Origin of the sequence: Salinispora pacifica DSM 45544, assembly GCF_000378845.1 — a bacterium.
Classification (GTDB): Bacteria; Actinomycetota; Actinomycetes; order Mycobacteriales; family Micromonosporaceae; genus Micromonospora; species Micromonospora pacifica.
The window spans coordinates 3,095,239-3,121,017 of the sequence record NZ_KB905359.1 but is presented as its reverse complement, the minus strand read 5'-3'; the positions used below and the strand labels follow the sequence as shown (position 1 = coordinate 3,121,017).

Genomic DNA, 25,779 nt, shown 5'->3' with positions numbered 1-25,779 from the left:
GGATCTGGGCCGTGGGGCGGACCCGGGCCGCCCGTCTCGGGACCGAGAGTCCCGCTCGTTGTCCACAGCCTCCGCCGCTGTCGGTGGAGAACGTGGGGCCATCACCTCCTCGTTATCCACAGGTTGTGGAAAAACCTGGGGGTAGTGCTGTGGACGCTTGGGGATAACGGGGTGGTTGTCCACCGGAGGCGGACCTGGTGTGGACAAGCTGTTGAAGGTTCTGGGGATAACTCGGGTCGAGCTACGAGCGACGATCCACAGGCCTGGGGAAGAAGTCGGTGGATAACCGGTGGATAACCGGTGGACAACGGTGGACGGCCTGGGGGTAACTCTGGCCTGTGGATGACAGCCCTGGTTTTCCCCCGGGTTCTCCACAGGAAACCCACCGGTGGATACCCGGGCTGACCTGGGTCAACACAGGTTTTCCACAGTTTGCACAGGTGCGACGAAGACGATGAGTTATATCTCTGAAGACAACAAAAACCAATCATCACCGTTGGACTTTCTGTGGATCGGGCCGCAGACCGCCGCAGCCGGTCAGCAGCACCTGGACATGCATGGGGCCGGGCGTACCGCCGATGCCCGCGCGCCCTAAGGTGCCAGGAGAACCGGCACGCCCCGGCGGGTCGGTAGGCAGCGGTCGGCATGAGAGAGTTGGCGCTGACGTTGACGCGGAGGCATTGATGAAGTTCCGAGTAGAGCGCGACGCGCTCGCCGAGGCCGTGGCCTGGACCGCAAAGAGCCTGCCGAACCGTCCTTCGGTACCGGTGCTCGCCGGGGTGCTGCTCCGGGTCACCGACGGCAACCTGCAGGTCTCTGGCTTCGACTACGAGGTCTCCAGTCAGGTGACCGTCGAGGTGCAGGGAGACGCCGACGGCGCCGCCCTGGTCTCCGGCCGGCTCCTCGCTGAGATCACCAAGGCACTGCCGGCGAAGCCGGTCGACATCGCGGCGGTCGGCGCCCACCTCGAACTCGTCTGCGGCAGCGCCCGGTTCACGCTGCCCACCATGCCGGTCGAGGACTATCCGACACTCCCGGAGATGCCGGTCAGCGCTGGCACCATCGACGCCGCCGCGTTCGCCGCCGCCGTCGCCCAGGTAGCCGTGGCGGCCGGCCGGGACGAGACCCTGCCGATGATGACCGGTGTCCGGCTGGAGCTCTCCGGCGGCACGTTGGCCATGCTCGCCACCGACCGCTACCGTCTCGCCCTGCGCGAGATCGAGTGGCACCCGGAAGACCCGGAGATCAGCCTCAACGCGCTGGTGCCGGCCCGCACTCTGCACGACACCGCCAAGGCCCTGGGGACGCTCGGTGGCCAGGTAACCATGGCGCTCTCCCAGGGGGCGGCGGGCGAGGGCATGATCGGTTTCGTTGGCGGCCCCCGGCGCACCACCAGCCGACTCCTCGACGGCGCCAACTACCCGCCGGTCCGTTCGCTCTTCCCCGCCACTCACAATGCGCAGGCCCAGGTGCCGGTCAGCGCGCTTGTCGAGGTCGTCAAGCGGGTCGCGCTCGTCGCCGAGCGCACCACTCCGGTGCTGCTGAGCCTCAGCGGTGACGGACTGGTGGTCGAGGCCGGTGGCACCGAGGAGGCCCGCGCCAGCGAGGCGATGGAGGCCACCTTCAGCGGTGATCCGCTGACTGTTGGCTTCAACCCCCAATACCTGATCGACGGTCTCTCGAACATGGGGACCCAGTTCGCCGTTCTGTCGTTCGTTGACGCCTTCAAGCCGGCGGTGATTTCCCCCGTCGGCGAGGATGGTGAGATCGTGCCCGGGTACCGCTACCTCATCATGCCGATCCGCGTCTCCCGCTGATCGCACCCGAGACGAACACAACGCACGGAGGTACGGACATGCAGCTCGGCCTGGTAGGGCTCGGCCGGATGGGCGGCAACATGCGGGAGCGGCTGCGTGCCGCCGGGCATGAGGTGATCGGCTACGACAACCATGCCGAGCTGAGCGACGTCGCGAGCCTGGCGGAGATGGCGCAGAAGCTGGACGCGCCCCGCGCGGTGTGGGTCATGGTCCCCGCCGCCGTCACCGACGAGACCATCAACAAGATGGCGGAGGTGCTCGACGCCGGCGACATCATCGTTGACGGTGGCAACTCGCGGTTCAGCGACGATGCCCCGCGCGCCGAGCGGCTGAACGAGCGTGGCATCGGGTACGTCGACGTCGGTGTTTCCGGTGGCGTCTGGGGCCGGCAGAACGGGTACGCCCTCATGGTCGGCGGCGCCCAGGAACATGTTGCCCGGTTGATGCCGATCTTCGAGGCGCTGAAGCCGGCCGGAGACTTCGGCTTCGTGCACGCTGGTCCGGTCGGTGCCGGGCACTACGCCAAGATGGTGCACAACGGCGTCGAGTACGGTCTCATGCACGCCTACGCCGAGGGCTACGAACTGCTGGCCAAGTCTGAGCTGGTCACCGATGTCCCCGGTGTCTTCAAGTCCTGGCGGGAGGGAACGGTCGTCCGCTCCTGGCTGCTCGACCTCCTCGACCGGGCACTCGACGAGGACCCGGAGCTGGCCGAGTTGAGCCCCTACACCGAGGACACCGGCGAGGGGCGGTGGACCGTGGACGAGGCGGTCCGGCTCGCCGTTCCGATGAACGTCATCGCCGCCGCGCTCTTCGCCCGTTTCACCTCCCGGGAGGATGACTCGCCCGCGATGAAGGCGGTCGCCGCGCTGCGCCAGCAGTTCGGCGGGCACGCCGTTCGCAAGCGCTGACGGCTCCACCACCCGTGTACGTTCGCCGGCTGGAACTCGTTGACTTCCGCTCGTACGAGCGGGTCGGCGTGGATCTTGAGCCGGGGGCGAACATCCTGGTCGGTCCGAACGGGGTGGGCAAGACCAACCTGATCGAGGCGCTCGGCTACGTGGCGACCCTGGACTCCCACCGGGTCGCCACGGACGCACCGTTGGTCCGGATGGGTGCCGCCGCGGGGATTATCCGCTGCGCCGTGGTGCACGAGGGGCGGGAGCTGTTGGTCGAGCTGGAGATCGTTCCGGGGCGGGCGAACCGGGCCCGGCTCGGCCGGTCCCCGGCCCGGCGGTCCCGGGACGTGCTCGGTGCCCTGCGGCTGGTGCTCTTCGCCCCGGAGGACCTGGAGCTGATCCGGGGCGACCCGGCGCAGCGGCGCCGCTACCTCGACGATCTGCTGGTGCTCCGGCAGCCCCGGTTCGCCGGGGTGCGGGCCGACTACGAACGGGTGCTCCGGCAGCGGAACGCTCTGCTGCGCACCGCGTACCTGGCGCGTAAGACCGGCGGTACCCGCGGCGGTGACCTCTCCACCCTCGCCGTCTGGGACGACCACCTCGCGCGGCACGGTGCCGAGCTGCTCGCCGGTCGGCTCGACCTCGTCGCCGCACTCACCCCCCACGTCACCCGGGCGTACGACGCGGTGGCCGCCGGTAGGGGCGCGGCCGGCATCACATACCGATCGTCGGTCGAATCGGTCAGCCCAGCCGCTGACCGGGCGGCGCTGACCGCGGCGCTGAGCGACGCGCTCGCCGCCGGCCGGTCAGCCGAGATCGAGCGAGGGACCACCCTGGTCGGCCCGCACCGGGACGAGCTCACCCTCACGCTGGGGCCACTACCCGCGAAGGGGTACGCCAGCCACGGCGAGTCCTGGTCGTTGGCGCTGGCGCTCCGGCTGGCCGGGTACGACCTACTGCGCGCTGACGGGATCGAGCCGGTGCTGGTGCTGGACGACGTCTTCGCCGAGTTGGACACCGGCCGACGGGACCGCCTCGCCGAGCTGGTCGGTGCGGCGAGCCAACTCCTGGTGACCTGTGCGGTGGCAGAAGATCTCCCCGCGCGTCTGCACGGGGCGCGGTTCGTTGTCCGCGAGGGGGAGGTGCAGCGTGTCGGATGAGGCGGAACCCACCGCCGCCCCCCGTGCGGCGGGGGATACCGGAGCGGACGGGGCGGCCCCGGCAGCGGAGGCCGGCGCGGAGGCGCCGGCCGGGCCGCAGCTCGCGCGGGCGGTGCTGGATGCGGCGAAGGCACGGCGTCAGGCGGCGCAGCCGCAACGGCGCGGCCGCAACAGCGGGGTGAGCGGTGGGGGGCGACGGCCGCGGGGCTACTCCGGCCCGGGGCCGGACCCGCGCGACCCGCAGCCACTCGGCGCGGTGCTGGACCGGCTGGTGAAGGCCCGGGGCTGGCAGCAACCGGCGGCCGAGGCCACGGTTTTCGGCGCCTGGGAACGGGTGGTCGGCCCGGACGTGGCCCAGCACAGCCGGCCGGTGAAGCTGGAAGGGGGTGAGCTGACCGTGGAGGCGCGCTCGACCGCCTGGGCCACCCAGCTCCGGCTGCTCGCCGGCTCGCTACTGCAGCAGATCGCCAGCGAGGTGGGCCACAACGTCGTACGCCGGCTGCACATCCACGGTCCGGCCGCGCCGTCCTGGTCGCGTGGCCCTCGTCGGGTGCGGGGCCGCGGCCCCCGGGACACCTACGGCTGAACGACCCGGCGGGGTGCCACCGACTCCGCGTAGACCGCGAAGCCCCGCTCGGCGCAGCGACGGTAGAACGCGGCGAGAACGCTCAGCTCCGCGCAGGTGAAGGTCCACTGCGGCGGCGCTCCGCTGTCGTCGCGGAGCCGGTCCAGCCGGCTGTCCAGCCAACGCAGCTGCTGCTCGGCCAGGCGTCCGTCGCCGAGTAGCGCGCGGAGTACCGCGCTGACGGTCTCGAAGGTGACTGCCTCGCCGACTGCTCGGTGCCGCGCCACGAACCGCTCGACTCCGTCGGCGATCCACCCGCAGCCGTCCGGGTCGATCACCGGGTCCTCGTCCTCCTCCGAGTTCTCTGTGGCGTACAGCACATTATCCAAGCCGAGGATCAGATCGACCAGCTCGGTGTACGCGGTTGCCCGGACCGTGCCGGTCTTGGCGATCAGCTCGGCGAGCGCGGCGGTCGGTGCGGAGATCTTCGGCATATCGACGATCTCCCCGAAGTCCACGAACTCCGCCGGCGCGACCGGTTCGTAGAAGCGGCCGGTCCGCGGCCAGTTCACCACGACGTTGTCCAGCCCCATCTGGTGTCACCTCTCAAGCCCAAACTCCGTACGAACGCGTCGATCGTCCGGTTCCAGCCGGCAAAGATCAAGCCGGAGTTCGTCGCGAGATGGACACACATTGGGCGGGAGCGGCGCCGGCCGGTGCGAGCCTACGGTCGGCTCGGTGTACGTAGGGGGAGTCGTGGAGTGAGCAGTCGGCCGGCTATGAAGGTCTCAGCCGCCGCGCAAGGGGTGCCGAGTGGTGGATCTGTCGCCGACGCACAGTAGGATTGGGCCTGAGACGAAGACCCGGTGCGGAGCGATGAAACCCGGGGCCAACATGGGCCCGAGATCATCGTTCCACATCAGGTCGAGCCGATCGCGATCCGCGGGCACCCGCGGCGGCCGGCGCGTTCGACCCCCGGCCCGGACCACTCTCCGGTGCCGGTCCGCGCGCCCGACGTCGCGTTCTGTCCGCCGAACCCCGTGACCGGTCGCGCCAGTGGTGTGGCCGACGCGAGAAAGTGGCCGAGGGTGGCAGCGCAGGACAAGCAGGAGTACGGCGCAGAGTCGATCACCGTCCTCGAAGGGTTGGAGGCGGTCCGTAAACGCCCCGGTATGTACATCGGGTCCACCGGCGAACGCGGTCTGCACCACCTGGTGTGGGAGGTCGTGGACAACGCGGTGGACGAGGCGCTGGCCGGGCACTGCGACACCATCGACGTGGTGCTGCTCGCCGATGGTGGGGTTCGGGTCACCGACAACGGCCGTGGCTTCCCGGTCGACCCGCATCCGAAGCTCAAGAAGCCGGGTGTGGAGGTGGCGCTGACCGTGCTGCACGCCGGCGGCAAGTTCGACGGCAAGGCGTACGCCGTCTCCGGTGGCCTGCACGGCGTCGGTGTGTCGGTCGTGAACGCCCTCTCCACCCGGATGGCTGTCGAGATCCAGAAGGACGGCTACTTCTGGCGGCAGTCGTACACGGACTCGAAGCCGACGCCGCTGGAGAAGGGGGAGCCGACCGACGCCACCGGCTCGGCGGTCTCCTTCTGGCCCGATCCGACGGTCTTCGAGACCGTTAGTTTCGACTTCCAGACCATCTACCGTCGGCTCCAGGAGATGGCCTTCCTCAACCGGGGTCTGACCATCCACTTCCTCGACGAGCGCGTCGACGAGGGCGATGACAGCAAGATGCGCGAGGTCACCTTCTGCTACCAGGGTGGCATCGCCGACTTCGTCCGGCACCTGAACGCCTCGAAGACCTCGATCCACAAGTCGGTGGTCGAGTTCGGCACCGAGGAAGACGGGATGTCGGTCGAGATCGCCATGCAGTGGAACGAGTCGTATGGCGAGTCGGTCTACACCTTCGCCAACAACATCAACACGCATGAGGGCGGCACCCACGAGGAAGGCTTCCGGTCGGCGCTGACCAGCGTCATCAACCGGTACGGTGCGGAGAAGCGGCTCCTCAAGAGTGACGAGAAGCTCTCCGGGGAGGACATCCGGGAGGGGCTGGCGGCGATCATCTCGGTGAAGCTGACCAACCCGCAGTTCGAGGGGCAGACCAAGACCAAGCTGGGCAACACCCCGGTCAAGAGCTTCGTGCAGCGGGTCTGCAACGAGTGGCTGGTTGACTGGCTGGACCGAAACCCGGCCGAGGCGAAGGTCATCATCACCAAGGCCTCCCAGGCCGCGCGCGCCCGGGTCGCCGCCCAGCAGGCCCGCAAGCTGGCCCGGCGTAAGTCGTTGCTGGAGTCCGGCTCGATGCCGGGCAAACTGGCCGACTGCCAGTCAACTGATCCCCGTGAGTGTGAGGTCTTCATCGTTGAGGGCGACTCGGCAGGCGGCTCCGCCAAGCAGGGGCGCGACCCGCGGACGCAGGCGATCCTGCCGATCCGCGGCAAGATCCTCAATGTGGAGAAGGCGCGGATCGATCGGGTTCTGAAGAACAACGAGGTCCAGGCGCTGATCACCGCGCTCGGCACGGGTATCCACGACGACTTCGACATCGAGAAGCTGCGGTACCACAAGATCGTGTTGATGGCTGACGCGGACGTCGATGGTCAGCACATTCAGACGCTGCTGCTGACGCTGCTCTTCCGCTTCATGCGGCCGCTGGTCGAGCTGGGGCACGTCTACCTGGCCGCCCCGCCGCTCTACAAGATCAAGTGGAACCGGAAGGGCGACGACGCGCAGTACGCGTATTCGGACCGAGAGCGGGACGGTCTGATCACCCTGCGGCAGCAGAAGAAGCCCAACGCCAAGCCGGACGACATCCAGCGGTTCAAGGGGCTCGGCGAGATGAACTATCCCGAGCTGTGGGAGACCACGATGAACCCGGCCACACGCACCCTGCGGCAGGTGACGCTCGATGACGCGGCGACCGCGGACGAGCTGTTTAGCGTGCTGATGGGCGAGGATGTCGAGGCTCGTCGCTCGTTTATCCAGCGTAACGCCAAGGACGTACGGTTCCTGGACATCTGAGGTCTGCTCGGGTCTGGTCCGGCGAACGCGGCGCGACTCGGTGAATCCACAGAGTTATCCACAGCCAGGCCGGTTTCCACAGCGGTTATCCACAGCACAAAAGCGACTCTGAGTCTGATAAGGGTTAACAAGTGACCGATACCCCCGAGTCCACACCGAACGAGTCCGACACCTCCGAGACCGCCGGCGCCGTCGTGGCGCACGACCGGATCGAGCCGGTCGGTCTCGAGGTGGAGATGCAGCGCTCCTACCTCGACTACGCCATGAGCGTGATCGTCGGGCGGGCACTGCCGGACGTCCGGGACGGGCTGAAGCCGGTCCACCGCAAGATCCTCTACGCGATGTTCGACTCGGGGTACCGGCCCGACCGGGGGTACGTGAAGTGCTCCCGGGTGGTCGGCGACGTGATGGGCCAGTTCCACCCGCACGGTGACTCGGCGATCTACGACGCCTTGGTCCGGATGGCCCAACCCTGGGCGCTGCGCTACCCGCTGGTGGACGGCAACGGCAACTTCGGGTCCCCGGGCAACGATCCGGCAGCGGCGATGCGGTACACCGAGTGCAAGCTCCAACCGCTGGCGATGGAGATGCTGCGGGACATCGACGAGGACACCGTCGACCTGCAGGACAACTACGACGGCCGGGCCAAGGAGCCCACGATCCTGCCGTCCCGAATCCCCAACCTGCTGGTCAACGGCTCCGAAGGTATCGCGGTCGGGATGGCCACCAAGATCCCACCGCACAACCTGCGGGAGATCGGTGCGGCGGTGCAGTGGTGCCTGGAGCACCCGGAGGCCGACGAGGCGAGCACCCTGGAAGCCCTCCTGGGGATCGTCAGAGGGCCGGACTTCCCGACCCACGGCCTGATCGTCGGCCAGGCGGGAATCCAGGACGCGTACCGCACCGGTCGTGGTTCGATCCGGATGCGCGCCGTGGTCGAGGTCGAGGAGGACAAGCGGGGCCGCCCGGCACTGGTGGTCAGCGAGCTGCCGTACCAGGTGAACCCGGACAACCTGGCCGAGCGGATCGCCGAGCTGATCAAGGAGGGGAAGCTCGGCGGAATCGCCGACATCCGGGACGAGTCCTCCGGCCGCACCGGCCTGCGCCTGGTGCTGGTACTCAAGCGCGACGCGGTCGCCAAGGTGGTGCTGAACAACCTCTACAAGCACACCCAACTGCAGGAGACCTTCGGCGCGAACATGCTGGCGCTGGTGGACGGTGTGCCGCGCACGCTGAACCTGGCCCAGTTCATCCGCTACTACGTCGATCACCAGATCGAGGTGATCCGCCGGCGGACGGCGTACCGGCTGCGTAAGGCCGAGGAGCGGGCGCACATCCTGCGGGGTCTGTCGAAGGCGCTGGACGCCCTCGACGAGGTGATCGCGCTGATCCGGCGCTCGCCGACGGTGGACGATGCGCGGCAGGGCCTGATCCGGTTGCTGGACATCGACGAGATCCAGGCGACCGCGATCCTGGACATGCAGCTGCGCCGGCTGGCCGCGCTGGAGCGGCAGCGAATCCTCGACGACCTGGCGAAGCTGGAGCTGGAGATCGCCGACTTCAAGGACATCCTGGCGAAGCCGGAGCGGCAGCGGCGGATCGTCTCGGAGGAGTTGGGCGAGATCGTCGCGAAGTGGGGCGACGACCGGCGTACCCAGATCATTCCGTTCGACGGCGAGGTCTCGATGGAGGACCTGATCGCCCGCGAGGACGTCGTGGTCACCATCACTCGAACCGGGTACGCGAAGCGCACCAAGGTGGACGCGTACCGGTCGCAGCGGCGGGGCGGCAAGGGGGTCAGTGGCGCCTCCCTGCGGCAGGATGACATCGTCAGCCACTTCTTCGTGTGCTCGACGCACGACTGGATTTTGTTCTTCACCAACAAGGGCCGGGTGTACCGGGCCAAGGCGTACGAGCTCCCCGAAGCCAGTAGGGTGGCCAAAGGCCAGCACGTGGCCAATCTGCTCGCCTTCCAACCAGACGAGCAGATCGCACAGATCATCGAGATTTCCGACTACCAGGTCGCCCCCTACCTGGTTCTGGCCACGAAGAACGGAGTGGTAAAGAAGACCAGACTTGAGGAGTTCGACTCCAACCGGTCCGGCGGCATCATCGCGGTCAACCTGCGCGAGGACGACGAACTGGTCGGTGCCGCCCTGGTGGCGCCGGAGCAGGATCTCCTGCTGGTGTCGAAGAACGCCCTGGCGATCCGGTTCAACGCCTCCGACGAGGCGCTGCGGCCAATGGGGCGGGCTACCTCGGGCGTGATCGGGATGCGGTTCAGCGAGGACGACGAGTTGCTCGCGATGGAGGTCGTCCGGCACGGCTTGGACGTCCTGGTGGCCACCAATGGTGGATACGCGAAACGTACTCCGATCGAGGAATACCCGGTCCAGGGCCGGGGAGGTAAAGGCGTGCTGACTGCGAAGATCACCGAGCGGCGCGGTGGTCTGGTCGGTGCTGTGGTGATCGACCCGGACGACGAGCTCTTCGCTATCACCAGTAACGGTGGTGTCATTCGGACTCCGGTGAAGCCTGTACGCCGTACGCGCGACCGGAACACAATGGGGGTCAAGCTGATGGACCTTCCGGATGGCGTAACCATCGTGGCGATTGCTCGCAATGCCGACGAGCCTGACGAACAGGACTAGTTGCATGACGGAGACACAGGCGAAGTCGGGGAACGCGGGGAACTCGGCTGACCCGGTCGACGAGGACAGCGCCACGAGCGGTGCCTCAGCCGCCAGCCGTGCGGCAGTGGGCCGGGCCACCGTCCCCGCCGACGTGCCGGCCCCCAAGTTCACCAGAGCTCCGGGGATGGCCCCGCCGCCGGACAACCCGGCCAAGGAGTCGGAACCCACCGAGGAACCGGTTACGGCCACGAAGGCTGAACCGCCGCGTACCGATGGTGCCGCCGCTGAGAAGAAGACGGCCGGGACCGCCCAGGTACCGACCTCCGGTGGCGCTGGGAAGACCAGCGCGGCTGCCGGGAGCGCGGCTGCGGGGAGCGCGGCTACCGGGAGTGCGGCTACCGGGAGTGCGGCTGCCCTGGGCGGCGTGAACAGCGTCCCCCGACTTGGTGACACCGGAAGTCACCCGCGGGTCACCGGGGCCGCCCGACCACAGCCGAACTCCATTGGCCGACCCCAGGGCGGCGGCCTCCCGCCGGGAATCGGCGGGGTGGCGGCCGTCGGCGCCGCGCGCGTCGGCGAGGCGGTGCGCGCCGCGCGTACCGCGGTCAGCTCGGCCGCGTCTCGCGGGCCGCGCCGGGCCCGGCTGAACCTGCGGCGGATCGACCCATGGTCGGTGATGAAGTTCGCCTTCGCCGTTTCGGTGGTGCTCTTCATCGTCGTCGTGGTCGCGACCTCGGTGCTGTATCTGGCGCTGGACGCGATGGGCGTGTTCGCCAGCGTCAACGACAGCCTGAGTGATCTGGTCAACGCGGGCGGCGGGCAGAGCGCCAACGGTTTCCAGATCACCGCCCGTGGCGTGATTCTGAGTTCTGCGTTGATCGGCTTGGTCAACGTCGTGCTGTTCACGGCACTGGCAACGCTGGGTGCCTTCGTCTACAACGTCTGCGCCGACCTGGTGGGCGGTGTCGAGCTGACGCTCGCCGAGCGCGACTGAGTACGTCACGGGGACCCGGGCCGCCCGGCCCGGGTCCCCGATCCGCCGGTGCCGGGAGCACGCCCGGAGCCACCCCCGATTTTGGGGCGGCCGGGCCGATGGGTTAACCTTGCTCGTCGCAACACGGGGCTATAGCTCAGTCGGTTAGAGCGCAGAGCTGATAACTCTGAGGTCGCTGGTTCGATTCCAGCTAGCCCCACCTACCGCTCGGTCCTCACATTCTGGGGGCCGAGCTTTTTCGTAGCGCCGATTACCGTGTCCCCGCCGTGCCAGCGGCGAGACGCCAGCACCGCAGCATGCGTGGCGGAAGTGTCATACCCCGCTCCTAGACTGGCGCCGTTCGATGCGCTGTCCCGCCCGGTTTCCCTGGGTCGGTTCGTCTTCGAGGAGGTCCGGTGCTCAACCACCTTGGCATTCAGGTGCGTGATTTCGATGCCAGTCTCGCCTTCTATGATGCTGTCCTGGCCCCACTTGATGGGCGCCGCCTGATGGAGTTCCCGGAGGCGGTCGGCTATGGCAGCAGCACTCCTGACTTCTGGCTCAGCCCGCTGGGCGGTGCGGCCGAGGGTGTTGAGGCGCACATCGCCTTCACCGCGCCGGACCGGGCTGCGGTGCAGGCGTTTCATGACGCCGCGGTGGCACTCGGGGTGGAGGTGCTGCACGCGCCCCGGGTCTGGCCGGAATATCACCCGACCTACTTCGGGGCTTTCGTCCGTGATCCCGATGGCAACAACGTCGAGGCGGTCTGCCATCGGCCGGAGTGATCGATCCCGCAACGTCGGCCGAGGGCGGGATGCGGTGCTGAGTCGTCCCGGGGGCACTGCGTCGGTGGGCCCGTTTACCGCCCCTTGCCTCCGGCTGATACGGTCCTTGGGTAGGTCCGACGGCACTGTCGAGCGTGAGGGGTCGCCCTAATGTTCAAGAAGCTGCTGATCCTCGTCGGTATCGTCGGTGTGGCGGCAGTCGTGGCCAAGCGGGTCAAGGAGACCAACGACGAGCGCGCCCTCTGGCACGAGGCCACCAACGCGCCCGACCTGCGCTGACTCGTACTGGTCAGCGTTCGGCGGCACGGACCACTTCCGGGGCCCTAGCTCAACTGGCAGAGCACTGCCTTTGCAAGGCAGGGGTTAGGGGTTCAAGTCCCCTGGGCTCCACTTTTTACGCCTGTGACCAGGCATGACGTGATTTCTGGAGCGCACGTAGGTCTCCCTCCAGCATGATTGACCTACCCTCGGTGCGTGTGGGAGCAGCGGGCTTCGCCCATTCCCGAGATCCGGACAGTCTGGCGTGCCTACGTCGAGGAGGCCGCCGATTACATCGACGAAGCGAGCGAGCACTGGGGCCTGTCGTTCATCCGTCGCCCCGATGGATCGCTGGCGGCTGAGCTGGCAGGTCCGCGGATCACGAGCCTGCCGATCTGCGCACATGCCGGGGAGTCCTACTGGGGCGTCGAGCTCGCCGCTGACGTGGTGATCCCCGGCGTGGACAAGGCGTTGCTGCGCGGTGCGATTGCTGAGCTGCTGGTCGTCGACGGGCAGGTAGCGCTCGGGGGCCGCCGCTGTCGCGTTCCTGGGTGGGAGGAACTCGAGTCCTTCGTCGCGCGGCTTGTGGCCGACGGAGTGTTGGTGGCGGATGCCGACATCCGGCGGGCGCTCAACGGCGACGACCGTGGGCTGTCGCGACGGAGCTGGCAGCGGCGGTTCTGGTCGATCACGGGCCTGCGCCGCAAGGAAATCGAGCGGCTCGACCGTGCGCGTCGTGCCTGCCATCTGCTCAGCGAGGGAGTGCCGCCGCCCGAGGTCGCTCTCGCCCTGGAGTATGCCGATCAGGCGCATCTCACCCGAGAGCTGAGGCGTATCCGGGGTGAGACGCCGGCTCGCATCCGCTCGGCGAAGACTGCCTGACGTTGGCGCTTTTGTTCAAGACCTCCGGACGGTCGGTCAGCGAGGGTGGGGACACTGATCAGCCGACCTTGCGCAGGAGGACGACACATGAACGCCATCGCCACCCCGACCGGGTTCTCCACCCTGAATCCGTTCTTCGTCGTCCACGATGCTGACGGGCTGATGACCTTCCTGCGGGAGGTGTTCGGGGGAGCGGAGCACCCCGAGGCCCGCACTGTAGACATCGACGGTCTTTTGTTGCATGCCGAGCTCGAGATTGGCGGTACGACGCTGTTGTTCGGCGAGCGGAAGCCGGGCTGGCCGTTCCTGCCGCAACTGACCCAGATCTACGTCGATAGCGTGGACAGCGTGCTCGCGCGGGCCGTGCGGCGTGGCGCGCGGATCGTCACCCGGCCGACCGACTTTTTCGGCACGGTCTTTTCTCGGATGCGTGACCCGTGGGGCAACCTGTGGTGGGTGTACCAGCACGCCGAGGCCCCGGAGCCGGACTGGGACGGCGGTGGTGGCAGCGACGCGGGCCTCACGGAATGGTCCGACCCCGACCTCGCCTACATCCATCGAACCCTCGTGGAGGCGATGCCGCGGCTGGACACCGAGCCCAGCGGCGAGCGTTAAGCCCGTCTCCATCGACGCGTCAGCGACAGGTCGACGGCTCGGTGACGACATGCCCAGCATCCCCGAGACCTGCGCCAGCGGTACGGAGCAGGTCGCAGTCATCGACAGACTTTACCGCCAACACTCGTTGACGCTCGGGACTCCATCCGTTCGCAATGCCTGGATGCGCTTGTGGGGTGCTCTTTCCTGGGCCGTGGTCGGCTGCGGTAGACGCACGTTTCGCCGCATCGCGAACACGTGCCCGTAATGAGGTTCACCCCCCGCTCGTCGAGGTAACCTGGCGCCGGTGAGCGATGCCGAAGATCGCGGGAGCAGTTCGAGTCGGGCACGTGAGGCTGCCGCGACGCAGTTGGTGGCGGCGCGGGCCGGTGACGGCAATGCCTTCGGCCGTTTGGTGGAGCCGTTGCGGGATGAGCTCCGCGTCCACTGCTACCGGATGCTGGGGTCGGTCCATGACGCGGAGGATGCGGTCCAGGAGACCCTGGACCGGGCGTGGCGCAGCCTGGAGCGCTTCGACGATCACGGGTCAATTCGGCCGTGGCTGTACAAGATCGCGACGAACCGGTCGTTGACGATTATTGAGCGACGGGGTCGGCGCGAGTTGCCCACGGATCTGAGTCCGGGCGGTGCGCCGCTGACCGAGGCGGCGTGGCTGGAGCCGTATCCCGATCGGCTCATGGGTTGGACGGCGCGGCTGAATCCCGAAGCCCGCATCGTGGCGCGGGAGAGCGTGGAGTTGGCGTTCGTCGCCGCCTTGCAATATCTGTCGGCGTCACAGCGAGCGGTGCTGTTGCTGCGCGACGTGCTCGGCTACACCGCCGGTGAGGTCGCTGAGGTGTTGGACACCACGGTGGCCGCGGTCAACAGCGCTCTGCAGCGGGCCCGCAAGGTCGTCGGGAAGCTGTGCCCTGAACGCAGCCAACAGCAGACCCTGCGGACGCTCGGTGACGCGGAACAACGGAAGGTGGCCCGGCAGTACGTGACCGCCTGGGAGGCTGGTGACGTTGACGCCATCGTGGCGATGTTGACCGAGGACGCACGGTACTCGATGCCGCCGCTGACAAGGTGGTATGCCGGCCCCGCAGACGTTCGCGGGTTCCTGGCCGAGGCGGTGCTGGGGCATCGCTGGCGGTTCGTGCCGGCGCGGGCGAACGGGCAGCTCGCGTTCGGCACCTACCTGTGGAGTGACGGGCGGGGCGCGTACGTCCCGGCGGGTCTGGATGTGCTGACGCTGCGCGGGCGGCAGGTGGCCGAGGTGGTCTCGTTCCTGGACGCCGACTTCTCGACCTTTGGCCTGCCGGCCCGACTGTGGGAAGAGAATCTTCCCGGTGCGCGATGAATTTGCGGACTGGCCCGGGTTGTAGTCCTGACGGACCCATCAACCCGGAAGGACCAGGCCGACCATGGCTAGCAACGAGGAGCAGATCCGCACCCTGATCGAGGGCTGGGCCAAAGCGGTCCACCACGGTGATCTCACCGGAGTCCTTGCCGACCACACGGAGGACATCGTGATGTTCGACGTGCCGCCGCCGCAGCAGGGGGTGCGGGGTCTCGATGCCTACCGCGAGACCTGGCCACCGTTTTTCCAGTGGCAGGCCCAGGGGGCTTCGTTCGACATCGAGTCGTTGGAGGTCACCGCGGGGGAGGATGTCGCCTTCGCGTACGCCCTGCTGCGTTGCGGCACTGAGCGCGACTTCGCCGACAATCCCGACAACCGGCTGCGGCTGTCGTTCGGTCTGCGCAAGCAGGCCGGCTCGTGGGCCATCGCCCACGAGCATCACTCATTTCCGCTCACCGGCGGGTAGGACCACGCCGCCACCGAGCCAACCGTTCGTGTGGCACGCATCGATCCCGCTGTACCAGGAGCCCGCCCCACCTCCTGTCTCAGCGGATCAACAGCTGCCCTGGCTGCGCATGCTCCGGTGCGGAGCATCGCCGCCGGGCGCAGGTCTCAGCCTGGGCCCGGCCAGTCGAGGGTGATCTCCGGCGTTAATTGCGTGTCCGCCTCGGTGGTGCCGACCGCCCGCACCACCCCCGCGGCCCGAACATCCCGGCTGACCAGGGCGAAGGTGGCGAGGTCGGGGGCGCGCCCACGGAGGGTGAGCTGGGCTACCGGCACCCGCATCGACTGCTTCGCCTCGGACTTCGCCCGGCGGATGGCGGCGAGCAGGTCGGCGGCGAGCCCGAGTAACTCCCCGGACTCGGCGGAATCGTCGGTGCTGGCGAGCTCCTGCCGGGTCGGCCACGCCGCCCGGTGCACCGAACCCTCCTGCCACCACGACCAGGCTTCCTCGGTGACGAACGGCAGCAACGGCGCGAAGAGGCGCAGCAGCGTGTGCAGCGCCAGCGCGAGCGCGGTGTGGGCCGAACGGACGGCGGGATCGTCCGGTTCCCCGTACGCGCGCTCCTTGACCAGCTCCAGGTAGTCGTCGCAGAACGACCAGAAGAACTGCTCCGTGCACTCGAGGGACCGGGTGTAGTCGTACTGGGTGAACCCGGCGGTGGCGGAGTCGACGACGGAGGCCAGGCGGGCCAGCATCGAACGGTCGAGTGGTTCGGTCACCTGCGCCACCTGGGGTGCCAACAGCGTTGGGGAGCCGAACCGCAGCACGAATTTGGTGGCGTTCAGGATCTTGATGGCGAGCCGGCGGCCGATCTTCATCTGCCCGGTGTCGAAGGCCGTGTCGGTGCCCGGCCGGCCGCTGACCGCCCAGTACCGGACGGCGTCGGAGCCGTACTCCTCCAGGAGAGCCATCGGCGTGACCGTGTTCCCCTTGGACTTCGACATCTTCTTACGGTCCGGGTCCAGGATCCAGCCCGACAGCAGTGCGGTGTTCCAGGGCAGACGGCTGAACTCCTGGTGTGACCGGAGCACGGTGGCGAACAACCAGGTCCGGATGATCTCGTGCGCCTGCGGACGGAGGTCCATGGGGAAAACTCGGGCGAAGAGGTCGTCGTCGACCGACCACCCGCCGGCGATCTCCGGGGTGAGCGAGGAGGTGGCCCAGGTGTCCATCACATCCGGGTCCGCCATGAAACCGCCAGGTTGGTTGCGCTGGCTCTCCTGGTAACCGGGCGGGGCGTCGCTGCTGGGGTCAACCGGCAGCGCCGTGTCCTCCGGCAGGATGGGGTGCTCGTGGTCAGGCTCGCCCGAGTCGTCGAGCGGGTACCAGACCGGGATCGGCACACCGAAGAAGCGCTGTCGACTGATGATCCAGTCTCCGGAGAGACCCTCGACCCAGTTTTCGTACCGGCTGTGCATGAACTCGGGGGACCAGGTCAGTTCGCGCCCCCGGCGGACCAGCGCGGCCCGCAGCTCGGTGTCCCGACCACCGTTACGGACGTACCACTGACGGGTGGTGACGATCTCGAGTGGCTTGTCACCCTTCTCGTAGAACTTGACTGCCTGGGTGGTGGGGCGAGGCTCGGTTTCGAGCTCCCCGGCGGCGCGTAGCAGCTCCACGATCTTCGCCTTCGCGGAGAATGCGGTCAGGCCGGCGAGCATCCGGTACGCCGCCACCGCGTCGGCGCTGACGACCCCGGGTGGTGGCTCGGAGAGCAGACGGCCGTCGCGACCCATCACCGGCCGGGTCGGTAGGGCCAACTCCCGCCACCACAGCACGTCCGTCAGGTCGCCGAAGGTGCAGATCATCGCGATTCCGGAGCCCTTGTCCGGCTGAGCCAGCGGGTGCGCCCTGACCGGCACCGGGACACCGAAGAGCGGCGTGACGGCGGTGCTGCCGAACAGATGTTGGTACCGCGCGTCATCCGGGTGGGCGACGAGCGCGACGCAGGCCGGCAGCAACTCGGGCCGGGTGGTCTCGACGTAGATCTTGTCTCCGGTCGCTGAGTGGAAGGTGAGCCGGTAGTAGTTGCCCTGGCGCTCGCGATCCTCCAACTCGGCCTGCGCGACGGCCGTGCGGAAGGTGACATCCCAGAGGGTCGGGGCGTCCGCCAGGTACGCCTCACCCCGGGCCAGATTACGGAGGAAGGCCCGCTGGGAGATTGCCCGACTCCGGTCGTCGATCGTCGCGTACGTCAGGGACCAGTCGACGGAGAGGCCCAGGTGTCGCCACAGGGCTTCGAACGCCTGCTCGTCAAGCTCCGTGAGGTTCCGGCACAGCTCGACGAAGTTACGCCGGGAGATCGGTTGCGGCCGGCTCGGTGGCTCGGCCGGTAGCGTGTAGCCCGGGTCGTAGGGCAGGGAGGGGTCGCACCGCACCCCGTAGTAGTTCTGCACCCGCCGCTCGGTGGGTAGACCGTTGTCGTCCCACCCCATCGGGTAGAACACCGCCCGACCCCGCATCCGCTGGAATCTCGCGACGGCGTCGGCGTGGGTGTAGGAGAAGACGTGACCGACGTGCAGCGCCCCGCTGACCGTCGGCGGCGGGGTGTCAATCGAGTAGACCTCGTCGCGGGTTACCGAGCGGTCGAAGCGATAGGTGCCGTTCTGCTCCCATACCTGCGACCAGACCTTCTCGATGCCCTCGAGGGACGCCTTGGCCGGCACAGCTATCCGCTTCCTGGTGTTCTCGGTCACTGTCGGACTATATGCCGCTGGTCCAGTGATTTCTGCACGCTGATCGGGTCGGCGGCGGGGGAGCGGGTCCGGCAGGCTAGCGTCGAGGTGTGAGCACGCCGCGAGTATTGCCCGCTGACAGCGGTGTCGCCGAGGCCGCTGGCGTCCTGCGATCCGGTGGTCTGGTGGCCCTGCCCACCGAGACGGTGTACGGCCTGGGCGCGAACGCACTGGACGCCCCGGCGGTGGCGCGGATCTTCGCGGCCAAGGCCCGACCGAGCTTCGACCCGCTGATCAGTCACCTGGCTGAGGCGGCGGAGTTGGAGAAGCTGGTGGGTACGGTGCCGGCGGCGGTGGCGGTGCTGGCCGAGCGATTCTGGCCCGGGCCGCTGACGCTGATCGTGGACCGACCGGCGGTGATCCCGCCGATCGTCACCTCCGGGCTGGAGACGATGGCGGTGCGGGTGCCGGACCACGCGGCGACGCGCGAGTTGATCGCGGTGGCCGGGGTGCCGGTGGCGGCACCGAGCGCGAACCGGTTCGGTCAGCTCAGCCCGACCCGGGCCGAGCACGTGGTTGCGGGGCTGGGGGCCGCCGTTGATGTGGTGCTCGACGGTGGACCGACCCGGTGTGGGATCGAGTCGACGATCGTGGACGCGCGAGGCGACCGTCCGGTGGTGCTGCGGTTGGGCGCGTTGCCGGTGGAGTCGCTGCAGGAGGTGGTCGGTCCGGTGCTGGTCCGGCCGGGTAGTTCGGGGCAACCGGTGGCACCGGGGACGCTGGCGGCACACTACGCCCCGCGTACGCGGCTGCGGTTGGTCACCGACGTCGAGCCGGCGGACGGCGGCGTCTCCCGGCGGGGGTTTCTGGGCTTCCGCGGCGCTCCGGTGGGGGACTGGGCGGCGGTGGAGGTGCTGTCCGGCAAGGGCGACCTGACCGAGGCGGCGGCCCGGTTGTTCGACGCGCTACATCGACTGGATGGGGCCGGTGTGGACGAGATCCTGGTGGAACCGGTGCCCGAGGAGGGAGTGGGCCGGGCGATCAACGACCGGTTGCGCCGCGCCGCCGCTACCTGGACGTAGCCGCTAGCCGCCGTGCCCCCGGTGGCGGAGGCGGGCGAGCAGGTCGGGCAGGTCCACCCCGGGACGGGGTGGGGCTGGTAGCTGCTCCACCAGGCGGGCGACCGTGCCGTTGGCGAGGGCGGCGCCGGCCGCGGATCCGGTGGCGATCGTCCAGCCGATCGGGCCGAGCGGGGTGCAGCCGAAAAAGTGGCTGAGGCCGGGAGTCTGCACGACCAGTACGAGTACCCCCACCGAGCCGGCGGTGGAGAGCAGGACGCCGCGGGTGGTGCCGCCGGCCAGCAGGGTCTGGCCGAGTTGGGTGCCGATCAGCGACACCAGGGCGACGGTACCGGCCCGGCGGGGTGACGCCGCCACCCACCGGGCCAGCACCCAGCCGGCGGTGGCACCGAGCGCGGTGGAGGTGGCGCGGACGCCGAGTTCCCGGTTGAGGGTGGCGCCGAGGGAGGTGTCTGGCCCTTCCCGGAGCAGGTTTTCGCTCTGTTCCGGCGGGGGCGGCCGGACCGCCACGGCCAGGGCGGGGGCCAGGTCGGTGAGCAGGTTGACGAGTAGCAGTTGTCGGCCGTTGAGCGCGGAGTGGCCGTCAACAGCGGCGGTGACGATGCTGAACGCGATCTCGCCGAGGTTGCCGCCGAACAGGATGCTCAGCGCGTGCCGGACCGACGACCACATGGCCCGCCCCTCGGCGAGGGTGGCGATGATGGTCTCCAGCCGGTCGTCCAGCACCACCAGGTCGGCCGCCGCGCGAGCCGCGGGGGTGCCGCGCTGTCCAAGGGCGATGCCGACGTCGGCGAGGCGGATGGCGGGTGCGTCGTTGGCGCCGTCGCCGGTCATCGCCACGGTACGACCGCAGGTCCGGAGCGCCTGGATTATCCGTACCTTGTGGGCTGGGGTGCACCGGGCCACGATGTCGGTGGTGACCAGGCGGGCTGCCAGCGCCTCGTCGTCGAGGTCCACGAGGTCGTTGGCGGTCGCGACCCGCTGCCCATCACCGGGGCTGATCACCGAGCCGATCGCCTCGGCGGTGGCCGGGTGGTCACCGGTGATCATGATCGTGTGCACCCCCGCCCGGCGGATGCTCTCCACCGCCGGGGCGGCGCTGGCCCGGATTCCGTCGGCCAACGCGAGGATGCCGACGAAGGTCAGGCCTTGGACATCGTGGTCGGTGACCGACTCATCGGACATAATCCGTTCGGCGAGGGCCAGCACGCGCTGGCCGGCGCCGGCATGCCGGAGCAACTCCTGCTGGACCGTCTCTCGGGTCGCGTCGTCCAACGGCACCACCCCGGCCTCGGTCCGCCGACTCCGGCAGCGAGGCAGGACGGTCTCCGGGGCACCCTTGACGCTGAGGACCAGGCCGGCATCGCAGGTGCCGACGGTGGCGTGGTAGCCACGGGACGGTTCGAAGGGAAGCTCGCCGGCGGGACGCCAGTCCTCCGCACCGGTCTGCTCCACCGTGTTGGTCTCCTGGGCCGCCCGGCGGATCGCCCGGTCGGCCTGTTCGGGAAGCTGATCCGGGTCCTCGGCGTCCGGAGTGGCGCGCAGCGCGACCGCGAGGATCATGCGGAGGTGGTCGTCGAGCCGGTCAACAGTGGCGAATCGAGTGCCGTCGCCGACTCCGGAGAGCACGAGCCGCCCCTCGGTCAGGGTGCCGGTCTTGTCGAAGCAGAGCACGTCCACGCGCCCCAACGCCTCGATCGTGCGGGGGTTACGCACCAGGGCGCCGCGTTCGGCCAGACGCCGGGCCGCCGCCAGCTGCGCGGCGCTGACCAGGAACGGCAACCCCTCGGGCACCGACGCGACGGCCAGGTTAGCGGCGGTCGAGGCGGTCTCCGCCAGCGGTACGCCGCGCGCGACGCCGGCACCGGCGACCGCGACGGCGGATCCGAGCGCGAGCGGTATCGCCGAGCCGGTGAGCCCGCCGAGTCGCGCTTCGACGCCGCCGCTGGGTCGGGACTGCCGGGCGAGACTGAGGCTGCGCCCGGCCTCCGTGTCGGTGCCGGTGGCGACGACCACCCCTCGACCGTGACCGGCGGCGACGGTGGTGCCTTCGTACAGCATCGAATGGCGATCGGCGATGTCGGACGCGGCCACCGGTCGGTCGGTCTTGCCAACCGGCAGCGACTCGCCGGTGAGCGAGGACTCGTCTGCCTCCAGCCCCGTGGCCTCAAGGATCCGGCAGTCGGCCGGTACGGCGTCACCGGGTTCCAGGATGATCACGTCGCCGGGGACCAGGTTGTCGGCGGGTAGCTGCTGCTCGGCGCCGCTCCGCCGAACCCGGGCGGTGACCGCAGTACGGGACAGCAACTCGGCCAGTGACCGTTCGGTGTTGCGTTGGTGTACCGCCCCGACCAGGGCGGATCCGCCTACCACCCCGCTGACCAGGGCGGCGTCGACCAGGGAGCCGAACGACGCGGACAGCACCGCCCCGGCGGCGAGGACCGGGGTCAGCGGGTTGGCCAGCTCGTCCAGGAAGGCGCGGAGCAGGGTCGGAGTCGGGCCGCCGTCGGTGACCTGGTTGGAGTGTCGGCGGTCGGCCTCCGTCGGATCCAACCCGTCGAAGCTGCTGCCCAGCTCGTTGAGGACGGTTCCCACCGGCATCAGGTGCCACGGGACCGCCGTCCGCCCGGCCGGGGCCTCGGTCGGTTTGGGCAGGTGGTGGGCTCGCCACACGCCGTGGGCGAACGCCAGCGCCGCCGTCCCGTTGACCGCGGCCTGGGTCCGGTCCGGGAGCTGCTCCCGGGCGGCGGTGAGTGCGGACAGTGTCCCGAGACCGGCGCCCCCGAGCCCCAGCCGGATGTTCTGCCTCGTCATCCGGCGGGCCACCCCAGCTGCCTCGACCACCAGCGCGGCGGCCTCGAGGTCGGTGCCGACCAGCAGGTGCGCACCCCAGGGTGGCAGCTCCTCGTCGATGGTCAGGCCGAGGCCGCAGTCGGCTGCCGCGAGCGCCCCCCGGTCACCGGAGAGCAGCATCACGACCGCGCCGTCGCGTTGCAGCTGGCGTACGGTTTCGGTGAGCTGGGCACCGCCGGCGAGGACGATGTCGGCGAAGTCGTACCGGCCCGGGTCGTCGTCGGCGACGACCAGCCGCAACCCCGCGCGTCGAGCGGCGGCCGGCAGAAGGTCCACGCCGGGGGCCGGCTCGGCCTCGACCCGCAGCAGCGCGACGAGCCGACCGCCGTGGGCCAGGCCGAGGAGTTGGCCACCGGAGGCGCGAAGCCGGTCGCTGTGCAGGGTGTCGCCCGGGTTCGTCGCGTCCAGGCGGTCCAGCGGGCCGATACTCCAGCCGTCGCCGTGCTGGACCGCCGCCGGCTGATCCGGGTCGAAGAGGGCAAATGCCCGAGCACCCACCTCGCCCAGCTCCGCGTCACCCAGTGGCGCCAGGTCGCTGAGGAGGCCGCGGTCGGAGCCGAGGGCCGTGGCGTCCAGCACCAGCGTGTCGATTCGGTCGAGTTCGCGGAGCGCGCGGCGGTCCATGGCGATGACGCCGCGCCGCGCGAGCACGCTACCGAGCTGGGCGGCGTACCCCTCCCGGCCGGCGCCGCTGGCCTTCGGCAGCGTGGCGAGGCCGAGTGCGGCGGCGCGTTTCGGACCGGCCACCGGGGTTGCGGCGGCGGCTGCTGCCGCGCCGGTGTGGAGCATCCGGAGCACGTACTTCTCGGCCGGTCCATCCGGCTTCGGGCAGGGTCGTTCGGCGGGCAGGACGGGGGCAGCGGCCCGGCCCGGGGCGCCGGTGAGCCGGGGCTCGGCTGCTGTCCACGCGGCGAGTTGGGCCCGTGCCTCGCCCCACTGCACCACCCGCTGGAGGCTGTCCAGGACGATGCCGGTCCAGCCGCCCGCGAGGCCCTGCGCCACCGCCTCGGCCAGCGGGAAGAGGAGGTCGGCACGCGGGTCGGCGCGCACTCCCCGGTCGGCGAGGGCGTGCAGCCTCGGGTGTAGGTCAATCGCGTTGAGGAGGCCGGCGACCTCCCCCGGCACCGGGGTGAAGGGCAGGATTCGGGTGGCGGCGGAGAGCGTCAGACCGAGCGCGTCGGAGGCGAGGGCGCCGAGCGTACGGGGGGTGCGGGGGCCCTCCTCCGGCGGGTGCGGCGGTGGGATCTCCGGGTCCGGTTCGTGCGGGCTGACGCGTTCGGCACGGGCCACGGTGGCGATCAGATCGCGCAGCCGTGGCTCGGGGGAACCGACGGCGACCACCACCCGCCCCGAGGGGGCGTTCACCCGGGCCCAGCTCACGCCGGGTACGCGTTCCAGCGCCGCTTCGACCTGCCGGGCGAGCCGGTCCCCGCCGTCCTGACAGACACCGTGCACCTCGATGTGGTGTCGGCTGTGGCGGGACCAGACCCGGCGGCGGGCCAGCCCGGTGAGCCGCGCGGCCCGGGCAGCGGCCGATCCGAGGCCGCGGGCCGTCTGCCCCATCAGCTCTGGCACGGCCGGTACGCGCACGCTGCCAGCGACGCGTCCCAGCGGGATCATCGAGGCGTAGGGCGGTACTCGTATCGGCGCGATTCCCCGGTGTCGCTCTTCCCGTACGCCATCCCGCCTCCCACGCCGTGTGTCCCGGCGGTCTGACTTCCCGCCCGGCCGTCCGTTATGCCCCTGACCAACGGCGAAGTTCTACCGGTCAGGCCGGCATGGCGGGCGCCGACGGTGGAAGACCAGAGCGGTCACCGCCGTTTCTGGGGAGGTCGAGATGAGTATGTTGACCCGGGATCTCAGTGGGAGTCGGGACATGGTTCGGACGTTCACCCGCCGAGTGGAGGTGCCGGTACTGGGGGAGGTGGCCATCCCACCCCCGGACAAGCTGGCGTACTACGCGGGGGTGGGTCTGCTTACCCTGTTGCAGGTCATCGAGTGGCCGGTGGCGTTGGTGGTAACCGCTGGTCACGTGCTCGCCGACCAGCATCTGTCCGGGCTGGCCAAGGGGCTTGGGGAGGCGATGGAGACCGCCTGATCACCCTGGCGGGGTGCACCCGGCGATCCTCGGTGTTCCCGGGCCGGGTCGGGGTGGGTGGGCGCTGGACACGAACGGGGGAACCCGTCTGCGGCCACCGCCTGACCCGGCTCGGACAGACCTACGGTGGCTTCATGTTGGTCCTGGTCACCACCGTGGTTCTGTACGTCGGAGGGTTCATCTTCCTGTACGGCGTGATTCGCCTCGCGATCCGGCACTCCCTGGAGGAGGCGGAGGTACGGCGGATCGAGGCCCAGCGGGCCGAGGAGTTGGCTGCCCACCGTGATCGGACCCTGTTGGAGGGGAAGGGCTATCTCGCCGGGAGTTGACCTGGTGGTAGCGGCACCCGCGCCATCAGGTAGCGGGGTCTGTCAATGTTGTTGCACGTGAAACATCAGGGTGGTCGATGTTCGGGGCCGCCGCCCGAGGTGCTCCATCACCCCCCGGTCGCCAGGTGCCGCTGGGCCTCGGTCAGGGCGGCGAGTAGGGCTGACGAATCCTGCGCGCCGCGCACCGCGTACCGGCCGGCGAGAACGTAGGTCGGCACGCTCGTGATGCCGAGTTCCCGCGCGGTGGCCAGCCGGGCCCGGACCTCGGCTACCTGCCCGTCGGAATCGAGGAAGGTGTGGGCTGCCGGGGCGTCCAGGCCGACCTCGCCGGCGATCGTGGCCAGAGCCGGTCGGGAGCCGATGTCGACGCCGTCGCGGAAGTGGGCCCGGTGTAGCGCCTCGACCGTCTCGGCGGCCCGGTCCCGCTCGGTCGCCCAGGCGACCAGCCGATGCGCGTCGAAGGTGTTCGCGTCGAGCGCACGATCGAAGTCGAACTCGATGCCGTCTCCGGCGGCGGCCCGCGTGACCTGGTCCGCCATCTGCCGCGCGCGCTCCCGGCCGCCGAACTTAGCGCCCAGCGCGTCCAGTAGCGGCAGCGGCTCGGGTACCGGCGCCGGGTCGATCTGAAATGGTCGATAGCTGACGGTCACGGCGCCGTCGTAGGACGCGAGCGCCCGCTCCAACCGGCGCTTGCCGAGATAGCACCAGGGACAGACCAGGTCGCTGTAGATTTCGATCTCCATAACCGAGGGCAACCCGGGGGTCAGCTCGTCTGTTCCCGGACCTGACGTTTGAGTCGGGCCAGGACCGCGGTGCCGCCCCGGATCCGCAGCGGACTGACCGCCTGGGTCAGGCCCATCCGCTGGTACAGGTCGTCGGGGACGGCCAGCACCTGCTCCGGCCGAGCGCCGGCGAGCCCCTCGGCGAGGATGCCCGCGAAGGCGCGGGTGGTGGCGGCCTCGGGTGGGCAGTCGAAAACGGTCTCGACACTGCCCTCCGGAGTCACACGTGCGCGTAGGAAGAGCGCCGTCTGGCACTCCGGGACCGGCTCCAGCTCCGCGCGGTCGGGGTGGCCGGACGGCAACGTCCCGATGGCGTCGGCATACTCCAGTAGCAGTTCCAGCACGATGTCACGGGGCGCCGTGGCGAACTCGTCCACGATCTCGACCAGCCGGGGAGGCATCTCGGGCATCCCGCCAGGCTACCGTCGCCCGGAAGCCGGATCGGGACGTGTGATGGCGGAGCGCGCCCGTCTCCCGGCGATGCGGGCATGCCTCCG

Annotated in this window: 19 protein-coding genes, 2 tRNA genes and 2 pseudogenes; 18 read left to right on the top strand and 5 right to left on the bottom strand. The window is 69.6% G+C overall.

Features of this window, described 5'->3' with window-relative positions; translation table 11 throughout:
• Positions 1–683: 683 nt before the first annotated feature.
• Genes dnaN through SALPAC3_RS0114140 form a run of 4 tightly spaced genes read left to right on the top strand, consistent with a single transcriptional unit; the run spans position 684 to position 4,462 of the window.
• Positions 684–1,817, top strand: a complete 1,134-nt coding sequence (dnaN, locus tag SALPAC3_RS0114155) for a DNA polymerase III subunit beta (RefSeq protein ID WP_018221880.1) — start codon at positions 684–686, stop codon at positions 1,815–1,817.
• Positions 1,818–1,855: 38 nt separating this feature from the next.
• Positions 1,856–2,728 carry a phosphogluconate dehydrogenase (NAD(+)-dependent, decarboxylating) gene (gnd, locus tag SALPAC3_RS0114150; RefSeq protein ID WP_018221879.1) on the top strand — a complete coding sequence of 291 codons (873 nt, stop codon included), beginning with the start codon at positions 1,856–1,858 and terminating at the stop codon, positions 2,726–2,728.
• 14 nt (positions 2,729–2,742) lie between these two features.
• Complete coding sequence (recF, locus tag SALPAC3_RS0114145) at positions 2,743–3,876, top strand: DNA replication/repair protein RecF (RefSeq protein ID WP_018221878.1); 1,134 nt, start codon at positions 2,743–2,745, stop codon at positions 3,874–3,876.
• Positions 3,866–4,462 carry a DciA family protein gene (locus tag SALPAC3_RS0114140; protein ID WP_018221877.1) on the top strand — a complete coding sequence of 199 codons (597 nt, stop codon included), beginning with the start codon at positions 3,866–3,868 and terminating at the stop codon, positions 4,460–4,462. The genes recF and SALPAC3_RS0114140 overlap by 11 nt, the downstream gene beginning before the upstream one ends.
• Here the strand turns inward: SALPAC3_RS0114140 and SALPAC3_RS0114135 are convergent.
• Positions 4,453–5,034, bottom strand: coding sequence for a hypothetical protein (locus SALPAC3_RS0114135; protein WP_018221876.1), 582 nt, complete (start codon positions 5,032–5,034; stop codon positions 4,453–4,455). The genes SALPAC3_RS0114140 and SALPAC3_RS0114135 overlap by 10 nt on opposite strands.
• A gap of 495 nt (positions 5,035–5,529) precedes the next feature.
• Between SALPAC3_RS0114135 and gyrB the strand changes: the two genes are divergently transcribed.
• From gyrB to SALPAC3_RS0114080, 11 genes and pseudogenes are all read left to right on the top strand, one after another.
• Positions 5,530–7,476 carry a DNA topoisomerase (ATP-hydrolyzing) subunit B gene (gyrB, locus tag SALPAC3_RS0114130; protein WP_026185556.1) on the top strand — a complete coding sequence of 649 codons (1,947 nt, stop codon included), beginning with the start codon at positions 5,530–5,532 and terminating at the stop codon, positions 7,474–7,476.
• A gap of 131 nt (positions 7,477–7,607) precedes the next feature.
• On the top strand, positions 7,608–10,127 hold the full coding sequence (gene gyrA / locus SALPAC3_RS0114125) for a DNA gyrase subunit A (RefSeq protein ID WP_018221874.1): 2,520 nt from the start codon (positions 7,608–7,610) through the stop codon (positions 10,125–10,127).
• Positions 10,128–10,131: 4 nt separating this feature from the next.
• Entirely contained in the window at positions 10,132–11,103 is a 972-nt protein-coding gene (locus SALPAC3_RS0114120) for a DUF3566 domain-containing protein (protein WP_018221873.1), read from the top strand.
• Positions 11,104–11,228: 125 nt separating this feature from the next.
• Positions 11,229–11,302, top strand: a tRNA-Ile gene (locus SALPAC3_RS0114115).
• A 196-nt stretch (positions 11,303–11,498) separates the two neighbouring features.
• The gene (locus tag SALPAC3_RS0114110) at positions 11,499–11,867 is read left to right on the top strand and encodes a VOC family protein (protein ID WP_018221872.1); all 369 of its coding nucleotides are present in this window, start codon (positions 11,499–11,501) and stop codon (positions 11,865–11,867) included.
• Between the two features lie 150 nt (positions 11,868–12,017).
• The gene (locus tag SALPAC3_RS28775; protein ID WP_018221871.1) at positions 12,018–12,146 is read left to right on the top strand and encodes a DLW-39 family protein; all 129 of its coding nucleotides are present in this window, start codon (positions 12,018–12,020) and stop codon (positions 12,144–12,146) included.
• A 38-nt stretch (positions 12,147–12,184) separates the two neighbouring features.
• Positions 12,185–12,257 (top strand) — tRNA-Ala (locus SALPAC3_RS0114100).
• Between the two features lie 84 nt (positions 12,258–12,341).
• Complete coding sequence (locus SALPAC3_RS0114095; RefSeq protein ID WP_018221870.1) at positions 12,342–13,007, top strand: helix-turn-helix domain-containing protein; 666 nt, start codon at positions 12,342–12,344, stop codon at positions 13,005–13,007.
• 87 nt (positions 13,008–13,094) lie between these two features.
• Positions 13,095–13,622 (top strand): VOC family protein, encoded by a 528-nt coding sequence (locus SALPAC3_RS0114090; RefSeq protein ID WP_018221869.1) that lies wholly within the window; start codon positions 13,095–13,097, stop codon positions 13,620–13,622.
• Positions 13,623–13,974: 352 nt separating this feature from the next.
• The gene (locus SALPAC3_RS0114085) at positions 13,975–14,961 is read left to right on the top strand and encodes a sigma-70 family RNA polymerase sigma factor (protein ID WP_018221868.1); all 987 of its coding nucleotides are present in this window, start codon (positions 13,975–13,977) and stop codon (positions 14,959–14,961) included.
• 64 nt (positions 14,962–15,025) lie between these two features.
• Positions 15,026–15,424 (top strand): annotated as a pseudogene (locus SALPAC3_RS0114080) (YybH family protein); the annotation flags it as partial.
• A 149-nt stretch (positions 15,425–15,573) separates the two neighbouring features.
• On the opposite strand, the gene valS reads toward SALPAC3_RS0114080, so the two are convergent.
• Entirely contained in the window at positions 15,574–18,132 is a 2,559-nt protein-coding gene (gene valS / locus SALPAC3_RS0114075; protein WP_018221866.1) for a valine--tRNA ligase, read from the bottom strand.
• A 137-nt stretch (positions 18,133–18,269) separates the two neighbouring features.
• On the opposite strand from valS, the gene SALPAC3_RS0114070 reads away from it, so the two are divergent.
• Complete coding sequence (locus SALPAC3_RS0114070; RefSeq protein ID WP_018221865.1) at positions 18,270–19,223, top strand: L-threonylcarbamoyladenylate synthase; 954 nt, start codon at positions 18,270–18,272, stop codon at positions 19,221–19,223.
• A 3-nt stretch (positions 19,224–19,226) separates the two neighbouring features.
• Here the strand turns inward: SALPAC3_RS0114070 and SALPAC3_RS0114065 are convergent, their stop codons facing one another.
• A complete protein-coding gene (locus SALPAC3_RS0114065) occupies positions 19,227–23,693 on the bottom strand; it encodes a cation-translocating P-type ATPase (RefSeq protein WP_018221864.1) in 4,467 nt (1,488 codons plus the stop codon).
• Positions 23,694–23,810: 117 nt separating this feature from the next.
• Between SALPAC3_RS0114065 and SALPAC3_RS0114060 the strand changes: the two are divergent.
• Both SALPAC3_RS0114060 and SALPAC3_RS0114055 read left to right on the top strand, forming a co-directional pair.
• Positions 23,811–24,171, top strand: a pseudogene (locus SALPAC3_RS0114060) (hypothetical protein).
• Between the two features lie 134 nt (positions 24,172–24,305).
• Entirely contained in the window at positions 24,306–24,500 is a 195-nt protein-coding gene (locus SALPAC3_RS0114055) for a hypothetical protein (protein WP_026185554.1), read from the top strand.
• A 107-nt stretch (positions 24,501–24,607) separates the two neighbouring features.
• Here the strand turns inward: SALPAC3_RS0114055 and SALPAC3_RS0114050 are convergent, their stop codons facing one another.
• Both SALPAC3_RS0114050 and SALPAC3_RS0114045 read right to left on the bottom strand, forming a co-directional pair.
• Positions 24,608–25,243 (bottom strand): DsbA family oxidoreductase, encoded by a 636-nt coding sequence (locus tag SALPAC3_RS0114050; RefSeq protein ID WP_018221861.1) that lies wholly within the window; start codon positions 25,241–25,243, stop codon positions 24,608–24,610.
• Positions 25,244–25,263: 20 nt separating this feature from the next.
• A complete protein-coding gene (locus SALPAC3_RS0114045) occupies positions 25,264–25,692 on the bottom strand; it encodes a SufE family protein (protein WP_018221860.1) in 429 nt (142 codons plus the stop codon).
• Positions 25,693–25,779: the final 87 nt, after the last annotated feature.

Bases quoted from the DNA above. Each gene is read 5' to 3' on its own strand.
- dnaN (WP_018221880.1), top strand. From the start codon at position 684: ATGAAGTTCCGAGTAGAGCGCGACGCGCTCGCCGAGGCCGTGGCCTGG.
- gnd (WP_018221879.1), top strand. From the start codon at position 1,856: ATGCAGCTCGGCCTGGTAGGGCTCGGCCGGATGGGCGGCAACATGCGG.
- SALPAC3_RS0114135 (WP_018221876.1), bottom strand. From the start codon at position 5,034: ATGGGGCTGGACAACGTCGTGGTGAACTGGCCGCGGACCGGCCGCTTC.
- SALPAC3_RS0114120 (WP_018221873.1), top strand. From the start codon at position 10,132: ATGACGGAGACACAGGCGAAGTCGGGGAACGCGGGGAACTCGGCTGAC.
- SALPAC3_RS28775 (WP_018221871.1), top strand. From the start codon at position 12,018: ATGTTCAAGAAGCTGCTGATCCTCGTCGGTATCGTCGGTGTGGCGGCA.
- SALPAC3_RS0114090 (WP_018221869.1), top strand. From the start codon at position 13,095: ATGAACGCCATCGCCACCCCGACCGGGTTCTCCACCCTGAATCCGTTC.
- SALPAC3_RS0114065 (WP_018221864.1), bottom strand. From the start codon at position 23,693: ATGATCCCGCTGGGACGCGTCGCTGGCAGCGTGCGCGTACCGGCCGTG.
- SALPAC3_RS0114055 (WP_026185554.1), top strand. From the start codon at position 24,306: ATGTTGGTCCTGGTCACCACCGTGGTTCTGTACGTCGGAGGGTTCATC.
- SALPAC3_RS0114050 (WP_018221861.1), bottom strand. From the start codon at position 25,243: ATGGAGATCGAAATCTACAGCGACCTGGTCTGTCCCTGGTGCTATCTC.
- SALPAC3_RS0114045 (WP_018221860.1), bottom strand. From the start codon at position 25,692: ATGCCCGAGATGCCTCCCCGGCTGGTCGAGATCGTGGACGAGTTCGCC.